This is a genomic window from Coprococcus sp. AM97-35 (assembly GCF_027697525.1).
GTDB classification, from domain to species: Bacteria; Bacillota; Clostridia; order Lachnospirales; family Lachnospiraceae; genus Allocoprococcus; species Allocoprococcus comes.
Genome location: NZ_JAQESL010000004.1, coordinates 38391 through 54869, shown reverse-complemented (window position 1 = coordinate 54869; position 16479 = coordinate 38391). Strand labels below are relative to the sequence as shown.

At 44.3% G+C, this 16479-nt stretch carries 18 protein-coding genes and 1 other annotated feature; of the genes, 15 read left to right on the top strand and 3 right to left on the bottom strand.

The annotated features are described in order from the left end of the window. Positions 1-92 precede the first annotated feature (92 nt). The gene (locus PG840_RS05105; protein WP_022220216.1) at positions 93-653 is read right to left on the bottom strand and encodes a hypothetical protein; all 561 of its coding nucleotides are present in this window, start codon (positions 651-653) and stop codon (positions 93-95) included. Between the two features lie 224 nt (positions 654-877). On the opposite strand from PG840_RS05105, the gene PG840_RS05100 reads away from it, so the two are divergent. Both PG840_RS05100 and PG840_RS05095 read left to right on the top strand, forming a co-directional pair. Then, entirely contained in the window at positions 878-1039 is a 162-nt protein-coding gene (locus tag PG840_RS05100) for a hypothetical protein (protein ID WP_008369991.1), read from the top strand. Beyond that, complete coding sequence (locus tag PG840_RS05095; RefSeq protein ID WP_117557544.1) at positions 1039-1710, top strand: HAD family hydrolase; 672 nt, start codon at positions 1039-1041, stop codon at positions 1708-1710. The genes PG840_RS05100 and PG840_RS05095 overlap by 1 nt, the downstream gene beginning before the upstream one ends. Here PG840_RS05095 and PG840_RS05090 read toward each other — a convergent pair. Both PG840_RS05090 and PG840_RS05085 read right to left on the bottom strand, forming a co-directional pair. Further along, on the bottom strand, positions 1670-2005 hold the full coding sequence (locus tag PG840_RS05090) for a hypothetical protein (RefSeq protein WP_270205580.1): 336 nt from the start codon (positions 2003-2005) through the stop codon (positions 1670-1672). The genes PG840_RS05095 and PG840_RS05090 overlap by 41 nt on opposite strands. A 17-nt stretch (positions 2006-2022) precedes the next feature. Then, entirely contained in the window at positions 2023-2715 is a 693-nt protein-coding gene (locus tag PG840_RS05085) for an RluA family pseudouridine synthase (protein WP_022220218.1), read from the bottom strand. Positions 2716-2833: 118 nt separating this feature from the next. Next, positions 2834-3035, top strand: a binding site (T-box leader). A gap of 304 nt (positions 3036-3339) precedes the next feature. On the opposite strand from PG840_RS05085, the gene proS reads away from it, so the two are divergent. The 13 genes from proS to PG840_RS05020 all read left to right on the top strand — a co-directional run bounded on the left by proS (position 3340) and on the right by PG840_RS05020 (position 16456). Further along, positions 3340-4785, top strand: a complete 1446-nt coding sequence (proS, locus tag PG840_RS05080) for a proline--tRNA ligase (protein WP_008370004.1) — start codon at positions 3340-3342, stop codon at positions 4783-4785. 12 nt (positions 4786-4797) lie between these two features. Further along, on the top strand, positions 4798-6126 hold the full coding sequence (locus tag PG840_RS05075; protein ID WP_117557540.1) for a CCA tRNA nucleotidyltransferase: 1329 nt from the start codon (positions 4798-4800) through the stop codon (positions 6124-6126). A gap of 77 nt (positions 6127-6203) precedes the next feature. After that, complete coding sequence (locus PG840_RS05070; RefSeq protein ID WP_117557538.1) at positions 6204-7199, top strand: CotS family spore coat protein; 996 nt, start codon at positions 6204-6206, stop codon at positions 7197-7199. 172 nt (positions 7200-7371) lie between these two features. Next, positions 7372-7647, top strand: a complete 276-nt coding sequence (locus PG840_RS05065; protein ID WP_117557536.1) for an HU family DNA-binding protein — start codon at positions 7372-7374, stop codon at positions 7645-7647. Between the two features lie 78 nt (positions 7648-7725). Next, the gene (locus PG840_RS05060; RefSeq protein WP_022220222.1) at positions 7726-7965 is read left to right on the top strand and encodes an RNA-binding S4 domain-containing protein; all 240 of its coding nucleotides are present in this window, start codon (positions 7726-7728) and stop codon (positions 7963-7965) included. A 121-nt stretch (positions 7966-8086) separates the two neighbouring features. Further along, on the top strand, positions 8087-8377 hold the full coding sequence (yabP, locus tag PG840_RS05055) for a sporulation protein YabP (RefSeq protein WP_117557534.1): 291 nt from the start codon (positions 8087-8089) through the stop codon (positions 8375-8377). Positions 8378-8388: 11 nt separating this feature from the next. Further along, positions 8389-8733, top strand: coding sequence for a spore cortex biosynthesis protein YabQ (gene yabQ, locus PG840_RS05050; protein ID WP_117835086.1), 345 nt, complete (start codon positions 8389-8391; stop codon positions 8731-8733). A gap of 84 nt (positions 8734-8817) precedes the next feature. Further along, a complete protein-coding gene (locus tag PG840_RS05045; RefSeq protein WP_270205579.1) occupies positions 8818-9141 on the top strand; it encodes an FtsB family cell division protein in 324 nt (107 codons plus the stop codon). 72 nt (positions 9142-9213) lie between these two features. After that, positions 9214-10632: a SpoIIE family protein phosphatase gene (locus PG840_RS05040; protein WP_270205578.1), complete on the top strand. Its 1419-nt coding sequence runs from the start codon at positions 9214-9216 to the stop codon at positions 10630-10632. Between the two features lie 19 nt (positions 10633-10651). Next, a complete protein-coding gene (gene tilS / locus PG840_RS05035; RefSeq protein WP_270205577.1) occupies positions 10652-12100 on the top strand; it encodes a tRNA lysidine(34) synthetase TilS in 1449 nt (482 codons plus the stop codon). After that, complete coding sequence (hpt, locus tag PG840_RS05030; RefSeq protein WP_270205576.1) at positions 12045-12566, top strand: hypoxanthine phosphoribosyltransferase; 522 nt, start codon at positions 12045-12047, stop codon at positions 12564-12566. Before tilS ends, hpt begins: the two co-directional genes overlap by 56 nt. 19 nt (positions 12567-12585) lie before the next feature. Continuing rightward, on the top strand, positions 12586-14403 hold the full coding sequence (ftsH, locus tag PG840_RS05025; RefSeq protein WP_022220226.1) for an ATP-dependent zinc metalloprotease FtsH: 1818 nt from the start codon (positions 12586-12588) through the stop codon (positions 14401-14403). A 10-nt stretch (positions 14404-14413) separates the two neighbouring features. Continuing rightward, positions 14414-16456: a glycoside hydrolase family 13 protein gene (locus PG840_RS05020; protein ID WP_118217405.1), complete on the top strand. Its 2043-nt coding sequence runs from the start codon at positions 14414-14416 to the stop codon at positions 16454-16456. Positions 16457-16479 lie beyond the last annotated feature (23 nt).

The window sequence follows — 16479 nt, the reverse complement described above, 5'->3', positions numbered from 1 at the left end:
CAGGAGGGTATGATTTAATATGAGTCATACCCTCCTGTTTTAAGAACAGCTTTTTTGCTATAATGCATATCGCAAAAGAACGACGTATATACCTATGATTCCAGTGCATCCGGATCAGCAGAAAGATCGGCAGATGCAATCCGGCGAACCGGGTTGGACTTATCAATATCTTCTGCAAATTTCTGCGCTTTTAACAGCATTTCTGATATCTCTTCCTCTTCCTCAGGAACAAAGCATCTTGCACTTTCATCCGGAAACAGATGATTTTTTAATTTGAAAGCCATCAAAAAGGCTTCCAGTTCCTGATTGAGTGCATCTTTGTAAAATTCAAAATAAAAACGAATTTCAGTTTTCTCAAAATCGGTACATATGCATCCGCACTGGGTTCCGCGTGTACGGCTTGTCCGGCGGAAATATTCGGGATCTCCGGTTACCATGTAAAAAATCTGGACCAGAAGATTTTCCTCGATATCTGTCTCATATGTAAACCAGTGCTTGCTGAGCTTGTCTTTTTGTAATGCTTTTTCATCAATATCATACTTCTTCAGAAGCTTATGATACATTTTGATGGCGGCCTCTTTCTCGCCACCTTCTCCCCGTTCGGCAAGCGCTTTAATCTTCAGCAGTTTTGCTTCTAATTTGTTGTCATCCAATTTCTTAATCCCCTTATGATTATAACACTTTTTTACATACTGAATTATTATAGCACATTTGCTATATAATGGAAGTAGAAAAATGGAAGTTAGCTAAGAGTTTTTTATAGCGGTGAATGTTAAGATTTGTTTACATTTTCGGATGAACTGTTGAAATTTGCTGACAATATCGGTAAAATAAATTTATAGAAAAACAGTAATTGATAAGAAAAGGGGGATTTACTATGACAGAAGATTTGATCAAAAAATTAAAAGATGTCAAGCAGGCACTGGTCAGCAAAGATATGACCGGCGAAGAGTGGGAAGAACGTGAAGAAATTCTGGAAAAACTGGAAGACGTAACCACGTATTTAAAAGATGCCCTCGGAAAGGGAATTGAATTCTGATGAAGGTAGAAGCACTGGTATTTGATATGGACGGACTGCTCCTTGATTCGGAACGTGTTGTGCAGAGATCCTGGAATTATGCAGGAGAGAAGCTCGGATACGGACGGATCGGGGAGCATATTTATCATACGCTGGGATTCAATGTAGTCCGCAGAGAAGCATATTTTAAAAGTGTATATGGCGAAGATTTTCCGATGGATAAGTTTAATGAGCTGACACGGGAGAAGTATTACGGCATTTGTGACAAAGAAGGGATCGGCGTAAAAGAGGGAGCAAGGGAACTTCTTATCTATGCGAAGGAACACGGATACAAGGTCGGACTTGCGACGTCCTCCAGAGAGATCCACGCAAAGGCATCTCTTGAGAAAGTCGGTTTGTGGAAATATTTTGATGGCGGGGTTTTTGGCGATTCGGTGAAACATGCAAAGCCGGATCCGGAAATTTACCTCAAAGCGTGCGAGGCGATCGGCATCGAGCCGGTACATAGTATTGCGCTTGAAGATGCACCGGCAGGAATCCGCTCGGCTTCGGCTGCGGGTATGATCCCGGTGATGATCCCGGATCTTGCACAGCCGGATGAAGAAGTGAGAGGATTATGCCGGTATGTGTATCCTACACTTCTGGATGTGATTAAGATGCTTGATCGTGAAAATGCCGAAGCTGGTCGGTAAGAGACTGGATATCAGTATCGGAAAGTGCTTCGACAAGAGCGGTCTGGTACTGAAGGATCTTTGCCGGATTGTATGGAATGTCCAGGGCAAATTCACTGTAGGCACGCAGCTTCTGAAAATAAAGGGCTGCGTTTGCCTGTTCTTTTGCCTGGATGCACATTTCATACATGGCATGGCAGTCTGTAACGGCTTCGTCTGTGCATGGCTTGCAGATCCATTTTCCTATATAATAGTAATCAGTCCCGATTCGGTAGACGAATCCGGGATTTTTTTTGAATTCTTCTAATAAGTTCATTTTTTGTATTCTCCATTCTAATCTGCTTTTGTTTCCAACTGTTCCCAGTTACATGGGACTTCAAATTCCATACGTTTTCCGGTGGTCGGATGGCAAAAAGAAAGCCGGAAAGCCCGCAGTGCAATCGGGAAATATCCTCTTTTATTTACAAATTCCGGGTTATATTTGTTGTCACCCCAGAGTGGTGCGCCTGCACCTGCCATCTGGACACGGATCTGGTGATGGCGTCCGGTTCCGAGATGGATCTGAACAACGGATAAGCCAGTCACTTCGGAAGTTTCCAGTATTTCATACGAAAGGACAGCTTTTTTGGCACCGGGTGTATTTTTACTGCAGATGCGGGAGGTATTGGTGCGACCGTCCTTTACCAGATAATCGGTCAGAGTGCCGGAGTCCGGAAGGGATCCACATACTACAGCCTGGTAGTATTTTTCAAATTGATCGTTCTGTAACTGCTGGTTCAGATTTTTCGCAGCCGCAGGTGTGCGGGCAAAAACCAGGATGCCGGAAACCGGTTGATCCAGTCTGTGGATCACGGCAAGATAAGGTGGCTTATGTCCGGCATGATGTGAAGAATGGATGAACAGATAATTTTTCAAAATGCTCTCCATGTCCTGTGTGCCGATCTTTTTTGTCTGCACGGGAACACCGGCAGGTTTGTGGCAGACCAGAATCTGGTCGTCTTCATATAGAATTTCAGGTGTTTGCAAAATAATTCCTCCCCATATGCGAAAATTTTGTTTCTTTGATTAAAACATAACGGAAAGGGCTTGTCAATTGGGTTGACAAATCCGAAAATCTCAATTAAACTCTATAGTAAATCGAAGAGATTTGACGATGAAGAGGACTAGTATATGATGAAAGTGGCACAGAGAGGCTTCTGGCTGGTGGGAGGAAGCTACATGGAAATTATAGAACCGACCTTGGAGTTCCGCATGAAAAGTGTGGCGTATGCCTGGCGTTAACGGGTAATGAAGTGAATCGTAATACGATTAATTAGGGTGGTACCGCCGAATTTTCGGTCCCTTGTCAGGGGCATGAAGATTTGGTGTTTTTTATTTTACGGGCAAAGCATGTCTGATCTGAATCCCCTGCATCCGGCAGAGGCTGCAGAGAGCAGCATCTTCTGGTTTTATGATAACCTTATTTATAAAATCAAAGTAACTGTTCAGAGCCAACCTTCAAAATGCTACGCATTTCGTCGGTGTGGCGTATCCACCAAATAAAAATTTAAAAACAGTCTTAAAAATGCAAGCATTTTACACCTGTTTTATGAAATTTTGCTTGGCTCTGAACAGTTACAAATCAAAAATGAAGAAAAGGAGAACTTACCAATGGCTAAGGAAAAGAAATTTGTACAGGCGATTACCTCTCGTGATGAAGATTTCGCACAGTGGTATACCGACGTTGTAAGAGAAGCAAAGCTTTGTGATTATTCAAGTGTAAAAGGATGTCTTAATTATCTTCCAAATGGATATGCAATCTGGGAGAAGATCCAGGCAGACCTTGACAAGAGATTTAAAGAGACAGGTGTTGAAAACGTATACCTGCCAATGCTGATCCCGGAGAACCTTCTTCAGAAGGAAAGCGATCATATCGAAGGATTTGCACCGGAAGTTGCATGGGTAACAAAAGGTGGTCTTGAGACTCTTCAGGAGCCAATGTGCATCCGTCCGACATCGGAGACTCTGTTCTGCGACCTGTGGGCAAGAACCGTACAGTCTTACCGTGACCTTCCGAAAGTATGGAATCAGTGGTGTTCGGTACTTCGCTGGGAGAAGACAACCAGACCGTTCCTTCGTTCCAGAGAATTCTTATGGCAGGAAGGACACACTATTCATGCAACTTATGAAGAAGCAGAACAGAGAACACTGACCATGCTTCGTGTATATCAGGAACTGATCCGTGATTCCCTTGCAATCCCGTTCGTATCAGGTCCGAAGACAGAGAGCGAGAAGTTCGCAGGTGCACAGGACACTTACACCGTAGAAGCTCTGATGCATGACGGAAAAGCACTTCAGTCTGCAACCAGCCATTTCTTCGGAAATGCGTTCCCGGATGCATTTGACATCAAATATCTGGATAAGAACAATGAACTTCACAGCGTATATGAGACTTCATGGGGACTGTCTACACGTATCATCGGAGCCCTGATCATGGTTCACGGTGATGACAGCGGACTTGTTCTTCCACCGAGAATCGCACCGGTTCAAACAAGAGTCATTCCGATCGCACAGCACAAAGAAGGCGTTCTTGAAAAAGCAAATGAACTGACAGAGAGACTGAAAAAAGCTGGCTACAGCGTGAAGATTGACGATTCTGAGAAGAGCCCTGGATGGAAATTCAGTGAGCAGGAAATGCTTGGTATCCCGACACGTATCGAGATCGGACCAAAGGATATCGAACAGAACCAGGTTGTTGTTGTACGTCGTGATACAAGAGAAAAGATCGTTGTTTCTTTAGATGAGATCGAGACAAAACTTGGCGAGATCCTTGAAACAATCCAGAAGGATATGTATGACCGTGCAAAAGCATTCCTTGACAGCCACATTGATTTTGCTGAAACCATGGATGAAATGAATGAAAAATTCAACACCAAACGTGGATTTATCAAAGCAAAATGGTGTGGAAGCGCAGAATGTGAAGATGAGATCAAGGCAGCAACAGGTGGAGCAACCACCCGCTGTATCTGCAAAGAGGATCAGGTAAAAGACGGAGATACCTGTATTTTCTGTGGCAAACAGGCTAAACATGTTGTTTATTTTGGAAAAGCATACTAGGAGCGAATGTATATGAAAATTCAGTTACCTGAAAAGGTGAATCGAATTATAACTACATTACAAAAACATGGCTTTGAGGCATATGCAGTCGGCGGCTGCGTCCGGGATTCTTTTCTCGGACGTGTGCCGGGTGACTGGGATATCACAACATCGGCAGCGCCGGAAGAGACGAAGTCATTATTTGCCAGAACTTTTGACACCGGAATCGAGCATGGAACGATTACGGTGCTTTTAAATGGAGAAGGATTTGAAGTGACGACATACCGGATTGACGGGAAATACGAAGACAACCGGCATCCGAGTAAAGTGCAGTTTACCAGAAGTCTGTCAGAGGATCTGCTGCGCAGAGATTTTACGATCAATGCGATGGCGTACAATGAACAGGATGGACTGGTGGATCTGTTTCATGGGATGGAGGATCTGAAAAAAGGTGTGATCCGTTGTGTGGGAAATGCTGAGGCACGTTTTTCGGAGGATGCCCTGCGGATTTTGAGGGCGATCCGTTTTTCGGCGCAGCTTGGATTTGAGATTGAGAAAGAGACCAGACAGGCAATCCGAAAACTTGCACCAAATCTTTCCTATATCAGTGCAGAACGTATTCAGACAGAGCTTGTAAAGCTTCTGGTCTCCGATCATCCGGAAAAGATCCTGGATGCATATGAGCTTGGGATCACAAAGGTGATCCTCCCGGAATTCGATGCAATGATGGAAACAACACAGGAAACTTTGCATCACTGTTATAATGTAGGTGAGCATACGATCCATGCGCTGATGAATATTCCGGCAGATAAAGTGCTGCGTCTTACAATGCTGTTTCACGATACGGGGAAACCGGCACGAAAGACGGTCGATCCGGATGGGACGGCACATTTTAAAGGGCATGCATACGTCAGCGAAGAACTCACAAAGTCGATCATGCATCGCTTGAAATTCGATAATGATACGCTGCGTAAGGTGTCAAAGCTGGTGCTGTATCATGATGACCGGATGCCTGCAACGATGAAGCATGTACGCCGCGCAATGAACCGGATCAGTGCGGAACTGTTCCCGTATTATATGAAGGTACGGATGGCTGATACGTTGGCACAGAGTGATTATCAGCGTGATAAGAAGCTGGAAAATCTGGCTGGTATCGAGAAGTGCTACCAGGAGATTCTGGAGAAAAAGCAATGTGTTTCTTTAAAAGAACTAAAAGTAAACGGTCAGGATCTGATCGCGGCAGGTATTGAAAAAGGACCGAAAATTGGTCAGACACTCCAGACACTTTTACAGGAAGTGATCGAGGAACCGGAGAAAAATACACGGGAATATTTACTTGCCAGAATAAAAGAACTGGAATAATCAAAAATCATGCATGACTTAAGTCTCCCCCTGCATACATTAGAAAGACCGGTAAAACAAAGCGGCAGGGGGAAGCCATGAAAGATTATGGAATCAGTGTATTGACACAATATCAGATGGAAGTATTCGGCACCCACAAAGTAAGGGGTGCTATTTTATGCGATACAGATAAGGGGCTGCTCCTCTTGAAGGAGACGCGCATGGAGGAGAGCCGGATCTGCGCGCTTGCAAAAATATATGAGCAGTTAAATGCGAATGGATTTGAATGGGTAGATACGCCTCTGCTTAATAAAGAGGATGCTTATGTCAGTAAAGCCGAGGATGGAACAGGCTATATCTTAAAGAAATGGTTTCAGGGACGTGAGTGTGATGTCAGACGTGAAAATGAACTGATCGCCGGTGCGGAAAATCTTGCCCGGATCCATCTATGCATGCGTCTGGCTGGGGAAGAAAACGGATTTGCAGGAAGAGAAGAAAATCCGGTGATCAAGGAGTACGCAAGGCATAACAGAGAACTCAGAAAGGTTCGGGAATTTGTCTGCAGAAGAAGTGTGAAAAGCCCGTTTGAGATCGCATTTTTAAAGGGATATGACCAGATGTATTTTTGGGCAGACAGAGTGCTGAAAATACTGGAAAATATGGATCTGGACAGTGTTTTTAAAGAAGCGGAGGCAGAAAATCATATGGTCCATGGAGACTATAATTATCATAATCTTCTGGTCTGTCAGGAAGGCATGGCGGTGACTGGATTTGAACATGCACACCGGGATGTTCAGATGGAAGATCTGTATTATTTCCTGCGCAAATGTATGGAAAAGCATCATTATGATGAACGGCTTGGATATCGGATGATGAGAGCGTATGATTCGGTGAATAATCTTGGGAAAAAAGAACGGGATTACCTTGCAATCCGTCTTGCTTATCCGGAAAAATTCTGGAAGATCACCAATTCGTATTACCACTCAGGAAAGGCATGGATTCCTGCAAAAAATGTCGAAAAACTTTCACTTTCTGTCGCACAGACAGAAGAAAAAAAGCGGTTTTTGCGGAATCTGTTTGCGTTTCAGGTATAGCGTTCGGTTTTCTTAGATTTTAAGGGTTTAGACTTGACAAAGAAGGTAAAAACTTATATAACATATGTAGGGTAAGGGGCGTGTCAGACCGCATGGATACGCAGAATAAACCTAGCAAAAAGACAAAATGCCGGGGTGTTCCGGGAGTATATTTTACAGGAGGACGTAAGTCATGAACAAGACAGAATTAGTAGCTGCAGTTGCAGAACAGGCAGATATTTCAAAGAAAGATGCAGAAAAAGCATTAAAAGCATTTGTTGATGTTGTTACAGAAGAAATGAAAAAAGGTGAAAAAGTTCAGTTAGTAGGATTCGGAACTTTCGAAGTAAGCGAAAGAGCTGCAAGAGAAGGAAGAAATCCACAGACTGGAAAAACTATGAAGATCGAAGCTTGCAAGGCTCCGAAATTCAAAGCAGGAAAAGCTTTAAAAGATGCTGTTAATGCATAATTTGTAAAACATTTTTGAAAAATGGCGCAGTCTGAAAAGGGCTGCGCTTTATTCGTATTACGGGAAGGAAAAATCAAAATGAGACTTGATAAATTTTTAAAGGTGTCCCGCCTGATCAAACGGCGCACCGTTGCAAATGAAGCCTGTGATGCAGGAAGAGTCCTGATCAACGGGGCGGTGGCGAAGGCTTCCACGAAAGTAAAAAAAGGTGATATCATTGAGATCCAGTTTGGAACCAAGACTGTAAAGGCAGAGGTTCTGGATCTGCGAGATACGACTAAAAAAGAAGAGGCGGCAGATTTATTCCGTTATCTTTAAAACTCCGGAACATCAGAAAAGATGTGGTTTGAGATCATTCTGGCAGCGGATCCGAGGCATATTTACCAGATGTTATTCATACAATAACTAGAAAGACAGTATAGGAAAGGTTGGGATTTGTATGGAAGAGAGACAGCTGGTAAAACCTCAGAATCACAGGCTGGTTATCAATAACCGGAAGACAGGTACAGTAACGGGAGTGCTGGACGTTCTTTCTTTTGATTTAAATGAGATCCTGCTTGAGACAGAGCAGGGAATGCTGATGGTAAAAGGTACGGACATGCATGTAAACCGGCTGAATCTTGAAAAAGGGGAGGTCGACCTGGCAGGCAATATTGACAATATTTCTTATTCGGATATCCATTCTGGAGTAAAAGCCGGAGAAAATCTGTTGTCAAAACTGTTTCGGTAGGAGGAGAAAAAATGTCTGGTATCGGAACAGAGATCAGGGTTTTCTGTTATGCAATCCTGACCGGTGTCCTGATCGTGGCAGTCTATCTGTGGATCAGGGTTTTGCGCAGACTGGTTGCTCACAGATTGTGGCTGATCAATCTGGAGGATGCCTGTTACTGGGCAGGGATTTCCGTTTATACCTTTGTGCAGATCTATCATACGAGTGATGGTGTTCTGCGGTGGTATATCGGATTGGGGATTGCGCTCGGAGCAATCTGGATGGCGCTGCTTTCAGCTGTCTTTGTAAGAGCTTACAAAAAGATTTCTACACGAATTTGTGAAAAAAGAGTAAAAAGAGTTGATAAATCTGATTAAAAACGGTACACTGTAGAAGACTAAATGGGTTTGGTAGTAAGAAGCTATACAAGATCAACTGATAGCGAAAGGTGAATAGATTAGATGGGAAGCTTAAAGAAGAACCGGAAAAAGAGTCCGGGGAGCGGGCTTCAGAAGCACAAAAGAAGTATTGTTGCGATTACCGCAGTTATTATATTATTATGCGGCATGGTTATTGTACATGGGATGGCGCTCAAAAAGAGCAATGATGCATATAAGGTGCAGGAAGAAGAACTGCAGACACAGATCGATGCGGAAAAAGAACGCTCAGAAGAAATTAATAAACTGAAAAAATATGTAGGAACAGATGAATACATCGAGGAAGTCGCCAGAGAGAAGCTGGGACTTGTAAAGGAGAATGAGATTCTGTTCCGTGCACAGCAGTAACGTAAGAAAAGCTTTGGGAAGAAAATATCCCGAAGCTTTTTTCATTCATAGAAATTTAGAGGGTGGTGGCAAATGGAGGTTAAATACAGAGAGGAGCAAGTGATCACAAGTCCATATGTAACGCAGGCAGATAAGATGGCAGTGTCGCTTCGGCATCTGGCAGACAGGTTTCTGAAAATGGAGCCGAAAAAGCAGTGTTTTACACCCGAAGAAATGACAGAAATGTATGATCGGATTACGGAAAAGGTGTGCAGAGGATGCAGCAGGAAATCGGAGTGTCTGGAGAGAAAGAAGGCAGAACACTGGCAGCTTTTTTATGATCTTTTGTGTACGATTGAAGGATATGGTGCAGAACTGAATAAAGAGATGAAACAGCATCTTCAGAGGGAGTGTATTCAGGCACCACGATTTTTACGAGAATCACTGGAAACTTTCCAGGAGGCAAAAAGGATTCTGGTGTGGAATAATAAGATGGTACAGAGCCGTGAGGGATGTGCGGCACAGCTGGATTCTTTTGCGGACATGCTCTGCCATGTGACGAGAGATCTGGATGCGAGTATTTTTACGGATCCGCCGCTTGCAAAAAAGGTTGCGCAGCATTTCAAAAAAGCAGGGATCCGGATGCTGAGTTCCGTTTTTTTTGTGGATGAGCATGGCAGATATGAAATTCATGTAACGGTAAAAAGTGAGAAGGGAAACTGTATCCCAACCAGAAAAGCGGCAGAGCTTTTATCAGTATGTACTAAGAGAAGGATGTGCCCGGCTCAGAACGAAAGGCAGGTTCTGGGACAGGAGTATGAAACTATTGTATGTGTGGAAGGACCGGGATATTATGTGCTGCAGGGTGTGGCAAAAATGGGAAAAAACGGACAAAAGATATCTGGTGACAGTTTTCTTATGAAGACACTTCCGGGTGGAAAAGAGGCGGCAATTTTGTCAGACGGAATGGGATCTGGTGAGAGGGCGCTACAGGAAAGCGGGATGCTGGTAGAAATGCTGGAAGAGCTTCTTGGAGCAGGATTTCCTGTGGAAACTGCACTTTCCATGATCAATACGGCTCTTGTTATGGGACGGGAAGAGGTTCGCTTTTCTACGGTTGATATGAGCATTTTTGATCTCTATAATGGAAAATGTGAGTTTGTAAAAGCAGGAGCGGCAGTGACATTTCTGCGGACTAAAGACGGGGTGGAGCATATCCGTTCGGAAAGTCTTCCGCTGGGGGTAATCCAGAGACAGCAAAGTGAAAAGGAAACCAGACAGTTGGAATCCGGAGATGTGGTGGTCATGGTATCGGACGGGATCCTGGATGCGCTTCCGGCAGGAGAGCAGGAGCATTTACTGGATCTGATGATTGGGGGAAGTCCGCTGGAGAATCCGGAGGAACTGGCGAATTATATTCTGGATAAGGTTCTGGAGCTGGCGGCCGGAAATGCAGGAGATGATATGACAGTCCTTGTGGCGGGAATCTGGAAGATGTGTTACAGTAGATAAAAGACGAGAGGAATTTACCATGTTAGAAAAAGTAGAGAACTATATCAGGCAGTGGAAGATGCTTGAAAAAGGAGATAAAGTTGTCGTTGGTCTTTCTGGAGGGGCAGATTCTGTATGCCTTTTTCTGATACTGGAAGAGCTGCGAAAAAAGATCGGATTTGAGATCCTTGCGGTACACGTGAATCACGGGATCCGTGGGGAAGAGGCAAAAGCTGATGAAGAATTTGTAAAGACACTGTGTGAGAAAAAAGAAATCCCATGCAGGAGTGTTTCGGTGGATATTCCGAAAATGGCAGTGGAATACAAGATGTCAGAAGAAGAGGCGGGAAGGACTGCACGAAGGGAAATATTTGAGCAGGCAGCGGAAGAATGGGGAGGAACAAGGATCGCACTGGCACATCATCAGGATGACAATGCAGAGACTTTTTTCCTGCATCTGGCCCGCGGCAGCGGACTTCGGGGACTCGGCGGTATATATCCGGTAAATGGGATGTATATACGGCCGCTTCTTTGCGTGGGGAGAAAAGAGATCGAGGATTATTTGAAGGGACGGGAGATGTCTTACTGCATTGATGCGACAAATATGGAAGATGCATATATGCGAAACCGCATCCGTAACCATGTGATTCCGTATTTTAAAGAAAATATCAATGAAAAAACCGTGGAGCATATGAACCGGTCTATGGATCAGCTTAGGGAGATCTGGGATTATATGGAACGGCAGACAGAAGGTGCATATCAGATCTGTACTGACCAAAATGGAGAAAAAATCTGCATCCATGCAGATGCATATCACCGACAGGAACGGCTGATCCGGAAAATGATTCTCCGGAAAGCATTGGCATTGGTGGCAGAACATGAAAAAGATCTGGAGCAGGTTCATGTAGAAAAGCTGGAGGGACTGTTTGAAAAGCAGGTTGGAAAAAGACTGGATCTTCCTTATGGGGTCTGTGCATGCAGAACCTATGAAGGAATTGAACTGAAGCGGAAAAAGAAGGACACGGAATTGGCAGAAGAAGAGAAAAATCTGGATCTGAAGCAGGTTTCGGGAAATATAACTTACGGGAAATGGGAAATTTCCTACCGTATTTTTGAAAAAGAAGAATGCAGATGCCAGATCCCGAAAAAAACGTACACGAAATGGTTTGATTATGGTATAATAAAACAGAGTGTCGCTGTACGCACCAGAAGGGCTGGCGATTTTATTGTAATTGATGAAAGCGGAGGAAGGCAGAAGCTGAAATCCTATTTTATCAATAAAAAAATACCAGTGGCAGAACGTGCCGGAATTCCTCTGATCGCAGAGGGAAGCGAGATTTTATGGATTGTGGGCTGCCGGCAGAGCAAGGCATACCAGGTGACAGAGCAGACAACGAAAATATTAGAAATTACGATAAATGGAGGTACCTTAAATGGCCGAGAAAGTGAAAATGTTAATTCCGGAAGAAGAAGTAAATGCCAGAGTTGAAGAACTTGGAAAAAAGATCAGTGAAGAATATGCGGGAAAGCAGGTTCATCTGATCTGTGTTTTAAAGGGTGGAGTGTTCTTTATGTGTGAACTGGCAAAAAGGATTACAGTGCCGGTAACAATGGACTTTATGAGTGTCAGCAGCTATGGTGACGGAACCCAGTCCAGTGGAATTGTTAAGATTGCAAAAGATCTGGATGAGTCTCTGGAAGGAAAAGACGTAATTGTTGTTGAGGATATCGTAGATTCAGGACGTACTCTTTATTATCTGCTTGACATCCTTCGGAAGAGAGGACCGAAGAGCATGAAACTTTGTACACTTCTTGATAAACCGGATCGTCGTGTGTGCGATGTACATGTAGATTATGTCGGATTTAATATTCCGGATGAATTTGTGGTAGGATTCGGTCTGGATTATGCACAAAAATATAGAAACTTACCGTACATCGGAAGTGTAGAGATGTAACAGGTGGAAGGAGCAGGTTTTGAATAATAATAAGACAAGAGGAATCAGTGGTCTTTCGATTCTGCTCTGTGTTCTGGTGCTGGCAGGTGTGTACTGGTTTATGAGCCAGTCGGGTGTGCAGCAGACAGCATACACGTATCAGGATTTTCAGAAAGATCTGAAAAAAGAGAAGGTAGAAAGTGTAGAGGTCAAGCAGAACAAAGTCGCACCGACTGGGACACTGAAGATCCGGCTGAAGAATGATGACATCGAACAGCTTCATGTATCCGATGTCAACAGTGCAGAGGATCTGCTTGAATCTTATGACATTTCCTACAGTGTGGACAATGTCCCGCAGGACAGCTGGATGTCAACAACACTGGTTCCGATCATATTGATGGCAGGTATCATGGTATTTGTTGTGATGATGATGAATCGTCAGGGCGGATCGAATGCAAAAGCGATGAATTTCGGAAAGAGTAGGGCAAAGATGAGCACGCAGGAAGAAAACCATGTGACGTTTGCGCAGGTTGCCGGACTGCAGGAAGAAAAGGAAGAGCTTGCAGAGATCGTGGATTTCCTCAAGAGCCCCGGGAAGTATACGCAGGTAGGAGCCAGAATCCCGAAAGGTGTCCTTCTTGAAGGACCTCCGGGAACAGGTAAGACGCTTCTTGCAAGAGCAATTGCGGGAGAAGCAGGTGTCCCGTTCTTTACCATTTCAGGCTCTGATTTTGTGGAGATGTTTGTCGGTGTCGGAGCATCCCGTGTAAGAGATCTTTTCGAGGATGCCAAGAAAAATGCACCTTGTATTATTTTTATTGATGAGATCGATGCCGTGGCAAGACGTCGTGGAACCGGTATGGGCGGCGGACATGATGAGAGAGAGCAGACGCTGAACCAACTCCTCGTAGAGATGGATGGTTTTGGCGCGAATGAAGGAATCATCGTACTTGCAGCAACCAACCGTGTCGATATTCTTGATCCGGCGATCTTAAGACCGGGACGTTTTGACCGTAAAGTCATGGTCGGCAGACCGGATGTGAAGGGACGCCTGGAAATCCTTCAGGTTCATGCCAAGGGCAAACCGCTCGGGGATGATGTGGATCTGGAACAGGTTGCGAGAACAACGGCAGGATTTACCGGAGCTGATCTGGAAAATCTTCTGAATGAGGCTGCGATCCTTGCAGCAAAGGATGGAAGAGTGTATCTGCAACAGGAGGATATCCGCAGAGCATTTGTAAAAGTCGGAATCGGTGCAGAGAAGAAGAGTCGTGTAATTTCTGATAAAGAGAAGAAGATCACTGCATTCCATGAAGCAGGACATGCCATTTTATTCCATGTACTTCCGGATGTAGGACCGGTGTACAGCGTGTCGATCATTCCTACCGGTGTAGGGGCAGCCGGATATACGATGCCGCTTCCTGAAAAGGATGAGATGTTCAATACCAAAGGAAAGATGTTGCAGGATATTACCGTATCACTAGGTGGACGTGTGGCAGAAGAGCTGATCTTTGATGATATTACAACCGGGGCATCCCAGGATATCAAGCAGGCAACAGCATACGCCAAATCCATGGTAACGAAGTTCGGTATGTCGGAAGCACTTGGTCTTGTAAGCTATGGAGATGATAATGATGAAGTATTTATCGGAAGAGATTTTGGTCATACCTCCAGAGGTTATGGTGAACAGGTTGCCACAACGATCGACAGTGAAGTGAAACGGATCATTGACGAATGTTATGACCGTGCAAAGACCATTATTAAAGAGCATGAAGCTGTTCTTTATAAATGTGCAGATCTGCTTCTTGAAAAAGAGAAGATTACAAGAGAAGAATTTGAAGCATTATTTGAAGAATAGAGGCTAGATTATGAAAAAAGAAGCATTGTTTTGTGATGGAACAGAGGCGTATGTGAGTCCGCCGGAACCGGAGGCAGGAGATGAACTTCAGTTGTGGTTCCGTACAGCAGCTCACGACGTAGACGAAGTCTATCTGGAAAACCGCGAACTATGCATTCCAATGAACAAAGTAATCTCAAATAAGGCATTTGACTTTTATGAAGTGAAATACAAATTAGAAGATAAACCATTCCGGTATCATTTTAAGATCAGATCAGGAAATGAGATCTGCTACTATAACAAATGGGGAGCAGAGAGCAAACTTGTGGATTATTATGATTTTAAAATCGTGCCAGGCTTTACGGCACCGGATTGGGCAAAAGGAGCGGTCATGTATCAGATTTATACAGACCGCTTCTGTAACGGCGACCCGGATAATGATGTACAGACGGGAGAGTACTTTTATATTGGAGAGCAGGTTCATCATGTAGATGACTGGTACCGGGATCCGCAGCCGATGGATGTACGGGAATTTTACGGAGGAGATATCCAGGGGATCATTGATAAACTGGATTACCTGCATGGACTTGGAGTAGAAGTTGTCTATTGTAATCCACTATTTGTATCACCATCTAATCATAAATATGACACACAGGATTACGATTATATTGATCCGCATGTCGGTAAAATTGAAGTCGATGAAGGAAGGCTTCTGGATCCGGGAGAAAATAACAATATCCATGCGGACCGTTACCGGACAAGAACTACCAGAAAAGAGAATCTGGAAGCAAGTAACCGGCTGTTCATCAAGCTGGTAGAAGAACTCCATAAGAGGGGAATGCGAATCATCATTGACGGCGTCTTCAACCATTGTGGTTCTTTCAATAAATGGCTGGACAGAGAGCTGATCTACGAGAGCGCCGATGGTTATGAAGTAGGTGCTTTTGTGTCACCGAAGAGTCCGTACCGGAATTATTTTCTATTCCATCGTACCGGGGAGAATGAATGGCCGGGCAATGGAAGCTATGACGGCTGGTGGGGACACGATACGCTGCCAAAGCTGAATTATGAAGATTCAAAAGAGCTGGAAGAGTATGTTCTTGGTATCGCAAAGAAATGGGTTTCACCGCCGTATAATGTAGACGGCTGGAGACTGGATGTTGCGGCAGACCTTGGAAGAAGCAATGAGTACAATCATGAATTTTGGAAGAAATTTCGTAAGGCAGTAAAAGAAGCAAATCCACATGCACTGATCCTTGCCGAGCACTATGGAGATCCGAGTGACTGGTTGCAGGGCGATGAATGGGACAGCGTTATGAATTACGATGCATTTATGGAGCCGGTCACCTGGTTTCTGACCGGGATGGAGAAACACAGTGATGAATATCGCGGCGATCTTCTCGGAAATGCAGACCATTTTATGAATGCGATGAAGCATCATATGGCAAATATGATGACACCGTCACTTCAGACGGCGATGAACCAGTTGTCAAACCATGACCATTCCCGTTTTCTGACGCGTACCAACCACAAGGTTGGCCGTGTGGGACAGCTTGGGTCGCGTGCGGCAGAAGAAGGGGTAAGCCTTGCAGTTATGCGGGAAGCGATCATCATGCAGATGACCTGGCCGGGAGCACCGACCCTTTATTATGGAGACGAAGCAGGACTTTGTGGTTTCACGGATCCGGATAACCGGAGAACTTATCCGTGGGGAAGAGAAAAACGGGATCTGATCAATTTCTACCGTGAGATGATCCAAATCCATAGAAAGTCTCTGGCTCTCAGAAAGGGGTCAATCAAGATGCTGAAAGCAGAACCGGATCTTCTGGCCTATGGAAGATTCTGGGGGAATGAGCAGATCGTGGTTATTATCAATAATTCCGATCATCTGAAGGAAGTAAGGGTTCCGGTATGGCAGGCAGAAGTTGCCGAAGGACATAATATGGCGCGAGTGATGTATTCTTATGAAGATGGGTATATTGGAGAATTCGAAGAGTATATCGTGAAAGAGGGAAATATTTCACTGATGATGGGTAAGAAATCGGCGATCGTGCTGAAGAATAAGAAGTGGTAGAATGATATAAGTAGTACAAGCCA

Coding starts and splice junctions, on each gene's coding strand:
- tilS (WP_270205577.1), top strand. CDS start 10,652: ATGTTAGAAAAAGTAGAGAACTATATCAGGCAGTGGAAGATGCTTGAA.
- PG840_RS05040 (WP_270205578.1), top strand. CDS start 9,214: ATGGAGGTTAAATACAGAGAGGAGCAAGTGATCACAAGTCCATATGTA.
- PG840_RS05070 (WP_117557538.1), top strand. CDS start 6,204: ATGAAAGATTATGGAATCAGTGTATTGACACAATATCAGATGGAAGTA.
- yabQ (WP_117835086.1), top strand. CDS start 8,389: ATGTCTGGTATCGGAACAGAGATCAGGGTTTTCTGTTATGCAATCCTG.
- PG840_RS05100 (WP_008369991.1), top strand. CDS start 878: ATGACAGAAGATTTGATCAAAAAATTAAAAGATGTCAAGCAGGCACTG.
- PG840_RS05095 (WP_117557544.1), top strand. CDS start 1,039: ATGAAGGTAGAAGCACTGGTATTTGATATGGACGGACTGCTCCTTGAT.
- hpt (WP_270205576.1), top strand. CDS start 12,045: ATGGCCGAGAAAGTGAAAATGTTAATTCCGGAAGAAGAAGTAAATGCC.
- PG840_RS05045 (WP_270205579.1), top strand. CDS start 8,818: ATGGGAAGCTTAAAGAAGAACCGGAAAAAGAGTCCGGGGAGCGGGCTT.
- PG840_RS05020 (WP_118217405.1), top strand. CDS start 14,414: ATGAAAAAAGAAGCATTGTTTTGTGATGGAACAGAGGCGTATGTGAGT.
- yabP (WP_117557534.1), top strand. CDS start 8,087: ATGGAAGAGAGACAGCTGGTAAAACCTCAGAATCACAGGCTGGTTATC.
- PG840_RS05075 (WP_117557540.1), top strand. CDS start 4,798: ATGAAAATTCAGTTACCTGAAAAGGTGAATCGAATTATAACTACATTA.
- proS (WP_008370004.1), top strand. CDS start 3,340: ATGGCTAAGGAAAAGAAATTTGTACAGGCGATTACCTCTCGTGATGAA.
- PG840_RS05060 (WP_022220222.1), top strand. CDS start 7,726: ATGAGACTTGATAAATTTTTAAAGGTGTCCCGCCTGATCAAACGGCGC.
- PG840_RS05090 (WP_270205580.1), bottom strand. CDS start 2,005: ATGAACTTATTAGAAGAATTCAAAAAAAATCCCGGATTCGTCTACCGA.
- PG840_RS05065 (WP_117557536.1), top strand. CDS start 7,372: ATGAACAAGACAGAATTAGTAGCTGCAGTTGCAGAACAGGCAGATATT.